The sequence below is a fragment of the [Clostridium] celerecrescens 18A genome (assembly GCF_002797975.1).
In the GTDB taxonomy this organism is placed as follows: domain Bacteria; phylum Bacillota; class Clostridia; order Lachnospirales; family Lachnospiraceae; genus Lacrimispora; species Lacrimispora celerecrescens.
Map to the genome: position 1 here is coordinate 1,591,908 of NZ_PGET01000001.1, position 12,848 is coordinate 1,604,755.

The 12,848-nt window shown below is 44.5% G+C and carries 14 protein-coding genes; 13 read left to right on the top strand and 1 reads right to left on the bottom strand.

Annotated features, from left to right (window positions below; translation table 11 throughout):
- Positions 1–113 precede the first annotated feature (113 nt).
- The 8 genes from rimM to pgeF all read left to right on the top strand — a co-directional run bounded on the left by rimM (position 114) and on the right by pgeF (position 5,388).
- Positions 114–623, top strand: coding sequence for a ribosome maturation factor RimM (rimM, locus tag H171_RS07555; protein ID WP_100304588.1), 510 nt, complete (start codon positions 114–116; stop codon positions 621–623).
- 22 nt (positions 624–645) lie between these two features.
- A complete protein-coding gene (gene trmD, locus H171_RS07560; protein ID WP_100304589.1) occupies positions 646–1,392 on the top strand; it encodes a tRNA (guanosine(37)-N1)-methyltransferase TrmD in 747 nt (248 codons plus the stop codon).
- 182 nt (positions 1,393–1,574) lie between these two features.
- Complete coding sequence (rplS, locus tag H171_RS07565; protein WP_025233207.1) at positions 1,575–1,922, top strand: 50S ribosomal protein L19; 348 nt, start codon at positions 1,575–1,577, stop codon at positions 1,920–1,922.
- Between the two features lie 108 nt (positions 1,923–2,030).
- Positions 2,031–2,582 carry a signal peptidase I gene (gene lepB / locus H171_RS07570; RefSeq protein WP_100304590.1) on the top strand — a complete coding sequence of 184 codons (552 nt, stop codon included), beginning with the start codon at positions 2,031–2,033 and terminating at the stop codon, positions 2,580–2,582.
- Positions 2,583–2,591: 9 nt separating this feature from the next.
- Positions 2,592–3,434 carry a ribosome biogenesis GTPase YlqF gene (gene ylqF / locus H171_RS07575; RefSeq protein ID WP_100304591.1) on the top strand — a complete coding sequence of 281 codons (843 nt, stop codon included), beginning with the start codon at positions 2,592–2,594 and terminating at the stop codon, positions 3,432–3,434.
- A gap of 81 nt (positions 3,435–3,515) precedes the next feature.
- Positions 3,516–4,166 carry a ribonuclease HII gene (locus H171_RS07580; protein WP_100304592.1) on the top strand — a complete coding sequence of 217 codons (651 nt, stop codon included), beginning with the start codon at positions 3,516–3,518 and terminating at the stop codon, positions 4,164–4,166.
- Positions 4,112–4,507 carry a YraN family protein gene (locus H171_RS07585; RefSeq protein WP_100304593.1) on the top strand — a complete coding sequence of 132 codons (396 nt, stop codon included), beginning with the start codon at positions 4,112–4,114 and terminating at the stop codon, positions 4,505–4,507. The genes H171_RS07580 and H171_RS07585 overlap by 55 nt, the downstream gene beginning before the upstream one ends.
- Positions 4,508–4,518: 11 nt before the next feature.
- Positions 4,519–5,388, top strand: coding sequence for a peptidoglycan editing factor PgeF (gene pgeF / locus H171_RS07590; protein ID WP_100307460.1), 870 nt, complete (start codon positions 4,519–4,521; stop codon positions 5,386–5,388).
- Between the two features lie 128 nt (positions 5,389–5,516).
- Here pgeF and H171_RS07595 read toward each other — a convergent pair whose 3' ends face one another.
- Positions 5,517–6,695 (bottom strand): ribose-phosphate pyrophosphokinase, encoded by a 1,179-nt coding sequence (locus H171_RS07595; protein WP_100304594.1) that lies wholly within the window; start codon positions 6,693–6,695, stop codon positions 5,517–5,519.
- A gap of 201 nt (positions 6,696–6,896) precedes the next feature.
- Here H171_RS07595 and H171_RS07600 point away from each other — a divergent pair, with 201 nt between their 5' ends.
- The 5 genes from H171_RS07600 to H171_RS07620 all read left to right on the top strand — a co-directional run bounded on the left by H171_RS07600 (position 6,897) and on the right by H171_RS07620 (position 12,842).
- On the top strand, positions 6,897–8,270 hold the full coding sequence (locus tag H171_RS07600; protein WP_100307461.1) for a DUF512 domain-containing protein: 1,374 nt from the start codon (positions 6,897–6,899) through the stop codon (positions 8,268–8,270).
- A gap of 103 nt (positions 8,271–8,373) precedes the next feature.
- The gene (gene der / locus H171_RS07605) at positions 8,374–9,699 is read left to right on the top strand and encodes a ribosome biogenesis GTPase Der (RefSeq protein ID WP_100304595.1); all 1,326 of its coding nucleotides are present in this window, start codon (positions 8,374–8,376) and stop codon (positions 9,697–9,699) included.
- Positions 9,700–9,703: 4 nt separating this feature from the next.
- Positions 9,704–10,345, top strand: a complete 642-nt coding sequence (gene plsY / locus H171_RS07610) for a glycerol-3-phosphate 1-O-acyltransferase PlsY (RefSeq protein WP_100304596.1) — start codon at positions 9,704–9,706, stop codon at positions 10,343–10,345.
- A gap of 15 nt (positions 10,346–10,360) precedes the next feature.
- Positions 10,361–11,368, top strand: a complete 1,008-nt coding sequence (locus H171_RS07615) for an NAD(P)H-dependent glycerol-3-phosphate dehydrogenase (RefSeq protein ID WP_100304597.1) — start codon at positions 10,361–10,363, stop codon at positions 11,366–11,368.
- Positions 11,369–11,621: 253 nt separating this feature from the next.
- Positions 11,622–12,842, top strand: coding sequence for an ABC transporter substrate-binding protein (locus tag H171_RS07620; protein WP_100304598.1), 1,221 nt, complete (start codon positions 11,622–11,624; stop codon positions 12,840–12,842).
- Positions 12,843–12,848 lie beyond the last annotated feature (6 nt).

Consider the following 12,848-nt stretch of genomic DNA (forward strand, 5'->3'; position numbering starts at 1 on the left):
TATTTTCTTTGTGCAAATGCTTAAGAATAAGCCGGATAGTGATATCCGGTTTCTTTAACATGGTTCGATGAGCAAAGGGAAGCAGATTTCCTTTGCATAAGATGGAGAGACAGATGGATAATTTGTTAAGAGTTGGTGTAATTTCATCCACTCACGGGGTGAGAGGAGAAGTGAAGGTTTATCCAACCACAGACGATGTAAATCGTTTTAAAAGTCTAAAGAATGTAATTCTGGATACGGGCCGGGAACATATGGATCTTGAAATCCAGGGAGTAAAGTTTTTTAAGAATATGGTGATCCTTAAGTTTAAAGGATATGATTCCATTGATGACATTGAAAAATATAAAGGAAAAGATCTGCTCATAACCAGGGACCAGGCGGTAGAGCTGGGACCGGATGAAAATTTCATTGTAGATTTAATTGGACTTCGTGTAGTCACTGAGGATGGAGAAGAGTTTGGAACCCTGACCGATGTGATTAAGACCGGAGCCAATGACGTCTATGAGGTAAAAACGGCAGAAGGGAAGGAAGTCCTGCTTCCGGCAATTAAGGAATGCGTGTTAAATGTGGATTTAACAGAAGGAATTGTTACAGTTCACATCATGGCTGGACTTCTGGATTAAGATAGAGGAGTGGAAATAGACAATGAATTATCACATATTAACCCTGTTTCCTGAGATGGTCCTAAACGGCCTCCACACCAGCATTATTGGGAGAGCGGCGGAAAAAGGCCTGCTCTCTATTGAAGCTATAGATATCCGGGAATATTCAACGGACAAGCACCGCCATGTGGATGATTATCCATATGGCGGCGGAGCCGGAATGGTCATGCAGCCTATGCCTATCTGTGACGCCTATGATGATTTGTGTGAGAAAATAGGGAAAAAGCCCCGGGTTATCTACATGACTCCCCAGGGGAGGGTTTTTAACCAGAGAATTGCGGAGGAGCTGGCAAAGGAAGAAGACCTTGTTTTCCTGTGCGGCCATTATGAAGGAATTGATGAAAGAGCTTTGGAACTTGTTGCCACGGATTATCTTTCCATCGGTGACTATGTGCTGACAGGAGGCGAGCTTCCGGCCATGGTTATGATTGACTGCATTTCCCGGCTGATCCCAGGGGTCCTAAACAACGATACCTCTGCAGAATTTGAATCCTTTCACGACAATCTTCTGGAATATCCCCAGTATACCAGACCGGAAGAGTACAGGGGGCTCCGGGTTCCTGATATCCTTTTATCCGGTCATCATAAAAATATTGATACCTGGAGAAGGGAACAATCCATTAAACGGACCCTGGAACGCAGGCCGGATCTTTTGGCGGAGGCCAGCCTGTCCAAAAAAGAAGCGGAATATTTAAAAAAGCTTGAAAATGAGCAGGAAAAACGGGAATAATATAACCGAATCAAGTAAGTAGTGAAGCGGATTGCGAATATCCGCTTTATGAAAAAGGACTTGCAATCCAAGTTTCTTTATGATAAAATGAAAAACGTTGTGATGAAAAGGCGATGGTCCTCTGTTACGGATTATAAAATGAAGTATTAAGAACATCAAATAATATCAAGGAGGTTCACACAATGAACGAAATTATTAAGAATATTGAAGCAGCACAGTTAAAGCAGGAAGTTCCTCAGTTCAACGTTGGCGATACCGTTAAGGTATACAACAAGATCAAAGAGGGTGCCCGCGAAAGAATCCAGATTTTTGAAGGAACCGTTATTAAAAGACAGAACGGCGGCGCCAGAGAGACATTTACCGTAAGAAAGAATTCTAACGGCATCGGCGTTGAAAAGACCTGGCCATTACATTCCCCTTCTGTAGACAACATTGAAGTTGTAAGAAGAGGTAAAGTAAGAAGAGCAAAACTTTACTACTTAAGAGACAGAGTTGGTAAGGCTGCTAAGGTCAAAGAATCAGTTAAATAATTCCGGATCAGGTGAGGGGGACAATGCAAATTGTCCCTTTCTTGACATGAGTTACTTAATGAAGATAAGCGAAGCGAACTTCCTTATAATAGATGGGGGGTTTCATACATGGATTTTTATCACAGTGAAGATAATAATAAGCTCCGGCAAATAGTCAACTGGGTCGTTGATATTGTAGTAGTGATTGCCTTAGCATGGTTTCTGGTATATGCTTATGGAACACAGATTGTGATTGCAGGGCACTCCATGCTTCCTCTTCTCGCTTCGGATGATGTGGTTTTGATGGACCGGCTGGCTTATGATTTTGGAAAACCGGATCGGTTTGATGTTGTGGTATTTCAAAGAGAAGATCAGAAAATGAATGTAAAGAGGGTCATCGGACTGCCAGGGGAAACCGTGCAGGTGAAAAACGATGAAATTTTTGTTGACGGCGAAAAGCTAAAAGAGCCGTCAGGCTCTGGCCGTATCTCTCTTGCCGGACTTGCGGAAAAGCCGGTCAAGCTTGGAAGCGATGAATATTTTCTGCTGGGTGATAACAGAGACAGCAGCGAGGACAGCCGTTTTGCCAATATCGGAAATGTAAGCAGAGGTCAGATCCAGGGCAAGGTATGGTTCCGGATGATGCCTTTTATAAAAATGGAACTAATTCGTTCAAAGTAGAGGAATGTTATGAATATACAATGGTATCCAGGTCATATGACCAAAGCCAAAAGGGCTATGAAGGAAGATATCAAATTAATTGATTTGATAATAGAACTGGTGGACGCGAGAGTGCCCTTAAGCAGCCGGAATCCTGATATTGATGAATTAGGAGCCGGAAAGGCACGTATCGTTCTGCTTAATAAATCCGATCTTGCGGATGAACGCTGCAACAGCGCCTGGGAGGCTTATTTTGAAGCCAAGGGCTGCCACGTTGTCAAGGTAAATTCCAAGAGCGGGGCTGGATTAAAGCAGATTAACGGTGTAGTTCAGGAGGCATGCAAGGAGAAAATAGAACGTGACCGCAGAAGAGGAATTTTAAACCGTCCGGTGAGAGCCATGGTGGTTGGAATTCCCAATGTGGGAAAGTCTACCTTTATCAATTCCTTTGCAGGAAAAGCATGTGCAAAAACAGGAAACAGACCGGGAGTGACAAAAGGGAATCAATGGATCAGGCTTAATAAGAGCTTAGAGCTTCTTGATACCCCCGGTATTTTGTGGCCGAAATTTGAGGATCAGCAGGTGGGAATCAGGCTTGCTCTCATTGGATCTGTTAATGATGAGATATTGAATAAGGATGAACTGGCAATGGAACTCATCCGTTTCCTGACAAAAAAATATCCCAGAGTTCTATCTGAAAGATATGGAATAGAAACAGAAGATGCCCTTGAGGCATTAATGCAGGTAGCACAGGCCAGGGCCTGTCTTGCAAAAGGCGGAGAACTGGACCTGGTAAAAGCTTCGAATCTTTTAATCGATGATTTCAGAAGCGGAAAGCTGGGTCGGATGACTCTGGAACTTCCTGCGCAATAACCAAAATTAAAAGAAAGGGTTTTGCTTTTTGGAAAAAGAGCAAGACCCTGTTTTTCAATCAAAACATGGGAGCATAAAGAAATGAGAAAATTAACAGAAGAAAAGCTTCAGGCGGAACAGGAGCGCCTGGAAAAAATGAAAGAGTTTGAACGTCAATATGAGGATCATATCCTGGTCTGCGGTATCGATGAGGCTGGACGCGGACCTCTCGCAGGGCCGGTGGTAGCCGGTGCGGTGATCTTGCCCAGGGCTTGCGAAATCCTTTTTTTAAATGATTCAAAAAAGCTGTCAGAGAAACGGCGGGAAGCCCTTTTTGAAGAGATTCAGGAAAAAGCCTCCGCTTTTGCAGTCGGAGTGGTCGGAGCAGACCGGATCGATGAAATAAATATCCTGCAGGCTACCTATGAAGCGATGAGGCTTGCCATAGGCGAATTAGGAGCAGAGCCGGAAGTCTTTTTAAATGATGCGGTTACGATCCCGGGAATTACCGCTTCCCAGGTTCCTATTATCAAGGGAGATTCAAAGAGCGTGTCAATTGCCGCTGCAAGCATTATGGCAAAAGTGACCAGGGATCATATGATGGAGGAATATGAAAAATTGTTTCCCGAATATGGTTTTGCAAAGCATAAGGGATATGGAACGGCAGCTCATATTCATGCTCTAAAGGAATTTGGCCCATGTCCCATTCACAGACGCAGCTTTATCAAGAATTTTGTGGGAGGTTGTATTTGAAGAACAATCGGGAGATTGGAAATGAATTTGAAGATGCGGCCGCCGCATATCTGGAAAGTAAAGGATATGTTATATTAGAACGGAATTTTGGAGACCGTAAGGGAGAAATTGATATTATCGCAAAGGATGGAAAGGAACTCGTCTTTATTGAGGTAAAGTACCGGCGGAATCTGGAAAAAGGAGATCCGGCGGAAGCAGTCCATTTTTCGAAGCAGAGGAAAATCAGGGATGCTGCCAAAAGATATTTGTACCGGTGCCATCTGGGAGAGGACATTCCCTGCCGGTTTGATGTGGTGGCTATCCTGGGACAGGAAATCCGGCTGATTAAAGACGCATTTTAAACAAAGGTGTGATGGAAGATATGTGGAAGCGAAAAGCTAGTGTTACAGGAATGGATTATAAGACAGTGGAAAAGGTACCTTATTTGTCCTTCCCTGTTTTAGAAAGAACTGGGTTAGTGAAGCAGGGGTTTTCAACAAAACTGGGTGGCGTCAGCCAGGGTAAGTTTGCTACTATGAATTTTACATTTACCAGAGGAGATAATCGGTCGCATGTTTTGGAAAACTACCATAGGATGGGAAAGGCCCTGGGAGTCGATGTGGAGCGGATGGTTTTATCCTATCAAACCCATACCACCAATGTACGGCTGGTAACAGAAGAGGATGCGGGGAAGGGAATCGTAAAGGAACGGGATTATGAGGATGTGGATGGATTGATCACCAATATTCCTGGAATTACCCTGGTCACCTTTTATGCAGATTGCGTGCCCCTTTATTTTCTGGATCCAATCCATCAGGCCATTGGGCTGAGCCACTCCGGCTGGAGAGGAACCGTGAAACGTATGGGGGAAGTTACGGTTAAGAAAATGGAGGAAGCCTTTGGAACGAAGGCAGAGGATGTGATCGCCTGCATCGGCCCCAGCATTTGTAAGGAATGTTATGAGGTGGGAATCGAAGTGGCCCAGGAGTTTATGAAAGGGTTCGATAAAAAGCATTGGGGCGATATCTTATCTGAAAAGACAGATGGAAAATATTTGCTGGATCTTTGGCGGGCGAATGAAATTGTGCTGCTGGAATCAGGGATAAAGCAGGAAAACATACAGGTTACGGATATCTGCACCCATTGTAATTCCGATCTTTTATTTTCCCACCGGACGACCGGGAATGAGAGAGGGAATCTGGCGGCATTTCTAGGGATTGCAGAAAAGACCAAAGGTATATGATACACTTGATTGTTTATCATTCATAAGTTCAAAAAAGTGAGATGCTGCAAAACAGCAGCATCTCACTTTTTGGTTAAAATGAAGAGGAACCTTACACCCTTTTGCGTTTACATATGCAGGGTATATTCTTATGCCCGATATTTTTTTAACAAATTCTGGATTTTCTCTGTAGAAGAAAGGGCTGTACTTATGGGCACATCATGATTTAAAGAATTAACAATTGCCGCAATGTATTTACTGATATCTGCTTCTACATACCATTCCCTTTCCAGCAATTCCATGGGACGGTAATTTAAATTTGTTGTAACCACACAGTCTATATAGCCCCGACTGTAATAGTCGTCAAATTTAGCCAGTCCGTTGGTGAACAGGCCAAAGGTACAGCAAACGATTACCTTATCTGCTTTCCGCTCTTTTAATTCCTTAGCCGTATCCAGCATGCTCTCCCCGGAAGAGATCATATCGTCTACGATTAACACTGTCTTACCTTCTACGGAGGCACCTAAGAATTCATGGGCGACAATCGGGTTCCGTCCATCGATTACTTTGGAGTAATCCCGCCTCTTATAAAACATACCCATATCCACGCTTAAGTTGTTTGCAAGGTATACGGCACGGTCCATGGCACCCTCATCCGGACTGATTACCATTAAATGCTCTTTATCAATCTTTAAATCCGGACACTTCCTCAATACTGCCTTGACAAACTGGTAAGTGGGCATGAAATTGTCAAATCCATTTAACGGGATGGCATTTTGGACCCTGGGATCGTGGGCGTCAAAGGTAATGATGTTGCTGACTCCCATATGTACCAGTTCTTCCAAAGCCATGGCGCAGTCTAAAGATTCCCGTTTGGTTCTCTTATGCTGGCGGCTCTCATATAAAAACGGCATGATAACACATACCCTATGAGCCGTTGCGCTGCAGGCGCCAATAATTCTTTTTAAATCCTGAAAATGATCATCAGGAGACATGTGGTTGGTATAACCATTGACGGTATAGGTTATGCTGTTATTGGTGACGTCTGCCATCACAAATACGTCCGTACCCCGGACGGATTCCCTGATAATGCCTTTCGCTTCTCCGCTTCCAAAACGCGGGCATTCGCATTTGAGAAGATAGGAATCCACATCATATCCGCGATAGTGAAGATCAGCTTTTCGGCGTATAAGCTCCTGGATATCATTTCTGCGGAAACCTACGATGTGGTCGTTTACTTTCCCGGCCAATTCCCGGCAGCTTTCCAGCGCTGCAATCTTTAGGGAAGCAACAGGTAGCTGGTCGTTAAATACATAATCATTTGCCATGACAAAGATTCCTCCATAATAAATCAACAGCCAGTCGTAAGACTGCCTGCTTTTAATCTTACACCCTTTTATACCATTGAATGACAGAATGCGTCAATAGCTTCGGTCGTATTTCCAGGAAAAAAACAAAAAAGGCTTCCTTTACAAAGAGTGACAATCTTGTTATGATATATGGGACAGCTACAGAAAGGTAAAATTAAGATGAGCAAAAGAGGACATATCATAAAAGAAGTTGATTCCGGCTCTATAGCAGATCAGCTGGAACTGGAGCCAGGGGATACGGTCCTGTCCATAGATGGTCATGAACTGGAAGATATTTTTGATTATGAGTATTACATTAACAGCGAGTCCATTCTCATGACCGTAAAAAAGAAAGATGGGGAAGAATGGGAGCTGGAAATAGAAAACCAATACGAGGATCTGGGGATTACCTTTGAAAACGGACTCATGAGTGAATACAGATCCTGCCGGAATAAATGTATTTTCTGCTTTATAGACCAGATGCCCCCTGGAATGAGAGAGACCCTGTATTTTAAGGATGACGATTCCAGGCTTTCCTTTTTACAGGGAAACTACGTGACACTGACCAACATGAGCGATCATGACATTGACCGTATCATAAAGTTTAAACTGGCACCGATCAACATTTCCGTTCACACCACCAATCCCACATTAAGGTGTGAAATGCTTCACAACCGGTTTGCAGGCCAAGCGCTGGATAAGATCAGGAGGCTCTATGAGGCAGGGATCCCCATGAACGGACAGATCGTGCTGTGTAAGGGCATCAATGACGGAAATGAGCTGGAGAGGACTATAGAGGATTTATCAAAATACCTCCCATATATGGAGAGCGTATCCGCAGTCCCTGTTGGAATGTCAAAATACCGGGATGGCCTGTATCCTTTACAGCCCTTTACGGCTGATGATGCAAAAGAGATCGTGGAGATCATCGGACGATGGCAGAAAAAGCTTTATAAAGCCCATGGAACCCATTTCATTCATGCCAGTGACGAACTTTATATCCTGGCGGGAGTGCCTTTTCCGGAAGAGAGCCATTACGACGGATATATTCAGCTGGAAAACGGCGTAGGCATGCTGCGGCTTTTGGATGAGGAGATTAAGGCCGCTCTGGAAACCATGGAGAATGACCATAAATCTGAAGAGATTTCAATCGCAACAGGCAGGCTTGCTGCCCCTTATATTGAGAAACATGCAAGACTGGTACAGGAAAAATTTCCCGGGCGGATCATTCACGTTTATCCTATTACCAATGTCTTTTTCGGGGAGCAGATCACAGTGGCAGGTTTAATCACCGGCCAGGATTTAATCGGACAGCTTAAGGGACAAGCAATGGGCAGAAGGTTATTGCTTCCTGAATGTATGTTCCGAAGCGGAGAAGAGGTATTTCTTGATGACCTGACCCGTCAGGATGTACAAAATGCTTTACAAGTACAGGTAGATATTGTAAAATCAAGCGGTCAGGATTTTGTACAGGCAGTTCTTATGCCGGTAGAAGAGCGCGAAGTTTCTTATGAAGGATATGAATTAAACAACCTTACGGGAATACCCTCATAACCGGAACATCGGGCAGGAAAGGGGAAATACCCTGCGGGTATCCCTTTATGCAAGAACCTTTATGTCCCAAAAACATGGACAACAAGAAGAAAGGAAATAACATATGAGTAAACCAGTAGTTGCCATCGTAGGCCGCCCCAATGTGGGAAAGTCTACGTTGTTTAATGTTTTAGCCGGTGAGACCATTTCTATTGTAAAGGACACACCAGGCGTTACCAGGGACCGGATCTATGCAGACTGCACCTGGCTGGATATGAATTTTACACTGATTGATACAGGGGGTATTGAGCCGGACAGCAGCGACATTATCTTATCCCAGATGAGGGAGCAGGCGGAGATCGCCATTGCCACTGCAGATGTTATCATATTTATCGTGGATGTCCGTCAGGGACTTGTTGATTCGGATTCCAAGGTCGCAGATATGCTTCGGAAATCCAAAAAGCCCATCGTCCTTGCTGTCAATAAAGTGGACAGCTTCCAGAAGTTCGGGAATGATGTATACGAGTTCTATAACCTAGGAATCGGGGATCCGGTCCCTGTTTCTGCTGCTTCCAGACTGGGCCTTGGAGATCTTCTTGATGAGGTGGCAAAGCATTTTGGCGCCTTTGATACAGAGGAAGAAGAGGATGACAGGCCGAGAATTGCAATTGTGGGAAAGCCAAACGTAGGCAAATCTTCTATTATAAATCAGCTTCTGGGAGAAAACCGGGTCATTGTTTCCAATATTGCAGGCACTACCAGGGATGCGGTGGATACGGAGATCGTTCATAATGGCACGGAATATGTGTTCATTGATACAGCTGGTCTGAGACGGAAGAGTAAGATCAAAGAGGAACTGGAGCGCTACAGCATCATCCGTACCGTTACGGCAGTTGAACGTGCCGATGTTGTGGTAGTGGTCATTGACGCGGAAGAAGGCGTAACCGAACAGGATGCAAAAATTGCGGGTATTGCCCATGATCGTGGAAAGGGCATCGTTGTTGCGGTCAACAAATGGGATGCCATTGAAAAGAACGATAAGACCATCTATGAATATACAAACAAGATCAAGAATACTTTATCCTTTATGCCTTATGCAGAATACTTATTTATCTCTGCAAAAACCGGCCAAAGAATGAATAAGCTGTTCGAGGTGATTGATATGGTTCGGGAGAACCAGACTCTTCGGGTAGCTACCGGAGTTCTAAATGAAATCATGTCAGAAGCCGTGGCACTTCAGCAGCCCCCGTCCGATAAGGGCAAGCGGTTAAGACTATATTATATCACCCAGGTTGCTGTAAAGCCTCCGACTTTTGTAATCTTTGTAAACGACAAGGAATTGACTCACTTTTCCTATACCAGATATTTAGAGAATAAGATCCGGGAAGCATTCGGTTTTAAGGGAACCTCCCTTAAGTTTATATACAGAGAAAGAAGCGGAAAGGAATAATCGTATGGAGCGAATCATCTGTCTTATTGCAGGTTATTTATTCGGACTCATACAGTCCGGTTATTTTTACGGAAAGGCTCATAAAATTGACATCCGCAATCACGGAAGCGGTAATTCCGGCACGACCAACGCCTTGAGGGTTATGGGGCCAAAGGCCGGAGCAGTGGTCTTTTTAGGCGATTTCTTAAAGTCATTGCTGCCTTGCCTGATGATCCGGGTCCTGTTCCGGTCCCAGCCGGAGATGATTTATCTTCTGATATTGTATACTGGTTTTGGCGTAATCCTGGGCCATAATTATCCATTCTATCTTAATTTTAAAGGCGGCAAGGGCATTGCTGCCACAGCCGGGCTGATTGTAGCTACTGATTTAAGAATGATGCTTTTATGCCTGGTGGCATTTGTTTTGATCGTCGCTGTTACAAGATATGTTTCTCTTGGTTCTCTGGTGGTCGCAACAATTTTTCTAATATGGCTGTTCGTCTTTGGAATGATGGGCGCGTATGGTCTTGATCAAAGATTATTGCCCGAATTCTACATAGTGACAGCACTGATAAGCGGTCAGGCGTTCTGGCGCCACCGGGCAAATATTGGACGCCTTGTCCGCGGCAGAGAGAATAAAATTTCCTTTGGATCAGGAAAAAAATAACATGAGGTGAAGAAAATGGCTAAAATCGGAGTGATCGGATCTGGGAGCTGGGGAATAGCGCTTGCAGCTCTTCTATATAATAATGGGCATGAGGTGACCGTCTGGTCTGCTCTTCCTGAGGAAATTTCGGAGATGAGATCGACCCAAAGGCATCATACCCTGCCGGATCTGGTGCTGACTGAGGATATGACTTTTACGGAAGACTTAGAAGAAGCCATGACAGGGAGGGATCTTCTTGTAACGGCAGTTCCTTCCGTTTATGTCCGTTCAACGGCAAGAAAGATGAATTCATTTTGCAGATATGGTCAGGTAGTGGTCAACGTTGCAAAGGGAATTGAAGAATCCTCTCTTATGACCCTCTCCGAAATATTGGAAGAAGAGCTTCCCATGGCAGATGTGGCGGTCCTTTCCGGACCAAGCCATGCGGAAGAGGTGAGCAAAAACCTCCCCACCACTTGTGTGGCAGGTGCCCGTACCAGAAAGACAGCGGAATACATTCAGGGAATTTTTATGAGTGAGGTTTTCAGGGTTTACACAAGTCCTGACATCCTGGGAATCGAGCTTGGAGGCTCCATCAAAAATGTCATCGCCCTTGCTGCCGGTATCGCAGATGGACTTGGCTATGGTGATAACACAAAAGCAGCTCTGATCACAAGGGGCATTGCCGAGATATCCAGGCTGGGCACAGAAATGGGCGGTAAATTTCAAACTTTTTGCGGCTTATCCGGAATCGGAGATCTGATCGTAACCTGTGCAAGTATGCACAGCCGGAACCGGAGAGCAGGAATCCTGATCGGCCAGGGAAAGACCATGGAGGAAGCCACAAAAGAAGTGAAGATGGTGGTAGAAGGCATTTATTCTGCCAAAGCAGCTCTGGCTCTGTCGGAAAAATACGGTGTTTCCATGCCGATTGTGGAGCAGGTAAATGCAGTTTTATTTCATAACAAACCAGCCTCTGAAGCGGTCAAGGATTTAATGCTTAGGGATAAGACCATTGAAAGTTCTGATCTGCCCTGGGATTAATGGAGAAGCATTCCTCATGTGCAGGCAGGAAAAAAGAAACATGTCGATTTTTTTATATTTAAATTAAAATCAGTTGACTTTTTTTAAAAGCCATTTTATTATAAAGACTATGTATACGTCAACGAAGTTCGATCTGCCCCTGGCTCATTGAACAGAAGATTTGCTGGATTCCGGTGTGCATTATCTGCCGTTATCAAGTAAATATTACCAACGGACACGTATATATAAAACGTTATATGAGGAGGAATGGATTATGAAAAAATCTATGAAGAAGTTACTGAGCCTTGTCATGGCAGTTGCTTTGGCAGCATCTTTAACTGCCTGCGGAAGCGGCAAGACTTCAGAAACCACCGCCGCCGGGGAAAAAGCGGCATCAGGAGAGTCCTCGGAAGCAGCAAAGGCTTCTGGAGAAGGTTCCTTTAAAATCGGTGGTATCGGACCGATCACTGGAAGCACAGCGATTTACGGACAGGCTGTTATGCGCGGTGCGGAATTAGCCATTGACGAGATCAACGCTAACGGCGGAATCAATGGGACTCAGATTGAGTACAGCTTCCAGGATGATGAAAACGATACGGAAAAAGCAGTAAATGCGTACAATACCTTAAAGGATTGGGGTATGCAGATGTTAGTTGGTACTGTTACCTCCGCTCCCTGTATCGCAGTAGGTGCGGAATCCAGTAACGATAACATTTTCCAGCTCACTCCTTCCGGTTCAGCCGTAGACTGCGCCAAATTTGACAACCAGTTCCGTGTATGCTTCTCTGATCCAAACCAAGGAGCAGCTTCCGCACAGTACATTGGTGAGAACAAGCTGGCTACCAAGGTCGCTGTTATTTATGACAGCTCCGATGTTTATTCAACCGGTATCCATGATAAATTCCTCTCTGAAGCAGCTAACCAGGGATTTGAAATTGTGTCAGATGAGGCATTTACCGCAGACAACAATACCAACTTCTCCGTACAGCTTCAGAAGGCACAGGATTCAGGCGCAGAGCTTGTATTCCTTCCGATTTATTATTCTCAGGCTGCCTTAATCCTTGCACAGGCAAAGCAGATGGGATACGAGCCACAGTTCTTTGGCTGTGATGGACTTGACGGACTTTTAACCGTAGAAAATTTTGATACTTCCTTAGCTGAAAACGTAATGCTTCTGACACCATTTGCTGCTGATGCAAAGGATGAACTGACCCAGAAGTTCGTTACTACATTTAAGGAGAAATACGGCGAAACACCAAACCAGTTTGCTGCTGATGGTTATGATGCGGTTTACGCCATCAAGGCTGCTGCTGAAAAGGCTGCAATTACAGCAGATATGGATGCTTCTGCAATCTGCGATGCGTTAAAGACATCTATGACAGAAGTTTCTGTTAACGGCTTAACAGGCGAAAACATGAAGTGGTCCAAAGACGGAGAACCGGATAAGGCACCAAAAGCAGTTAAGATCGTAAATGGTGTTTATACAGCGATGTAATTACTG

Coding starts and splice junctions, on each gene's coding strand:
- rimM (WP_100304588.1), top strand. CDS start 114: ATGGATAATTTGTTAAGAGTTGGTGTAATTTCATCCACTCACGGGGTG.
- trmD (WP_100304589.1), top strand. CDS start 646: ATGAATTATCACATATTAACCCTGTTTCCTGAGATGGTCCTAAACGGC.
- rplS (WP_025233207.1), top strand. CDS start 1,575: ATGAACGAAATTATTAAGAATATTGAAGCAGCACAGTTAAAGCAGGAA.
- lepB (WP_100304590.1), top strand. CDS start 2,031: ATGGATTTTTATCACAGTGAAGATAATAATAAGCTCCGGCAAATAGTC.
- ylqF (WP_100304591.1), top strand. CDS start 2,592: ATGAATATACAATGGTATCCAGGTCATATGACCAAAGCCAAAAGGGCT.
- H171_RS07580 (WP_100304592.1), top strand. CDS start 3,516: ATGAGAAAATTAACAGAAGAAAAGCTTCAGGCGGAACAGGAGCGCCTG.
- H171_RS07585 (WP_100304593.1), top strand. CDS start 4,112: ATGTCCCATTCACAGACGCAGCTTTATCAAGAATTTTGTGGGAGGTTG.
- pgeF (WP_100307460.1), top strand. CDS start 4,519: ATGGAAGATATGTGGAAGCGAAAAGCTAGTGTTACAGGAATGGATTAT.
- H171_RS07595 (WP_100304594.1), bottom strand. CDS start 6,695: ATGGCAAATGATTATGTATTTAACGACCAGCTACCTGTTGCTTCCCTA.
- H171_RS07600 (WP_100307461.1), top strand. CDS start 6,897: ATGAGCAAAAGAGGACATATCATAAAAGAAGTTGATTCCGGCTCTATA.
- der (WP_100304595.1), top strand. CDS start 8,374: ATGAGTAAACCAGTAGTTGCCATCGTAGGCCGCCCCAATGTGGGAAAG.
- plsY (WP_100304596.1), top strand. CDS start 9,704: ATGGAGCGAATCATCTGTCTTATTGCAGGTTATTTATTCGGACTCATA.
- H171_RS07615 (WP_100304597.1), top strand. CDS start 10,361: ATGGCTAAAATCGGAGTGATCGGATCTGGGAGCTGGGGAATAGCGCTT.
- H171_RS07620 (WP_100304598.1), top strand. CDS start 11,622: ATGAAAAAATCTATGAAGAAGTTACTGAGCCTTGTCATGGCAGTTGCT.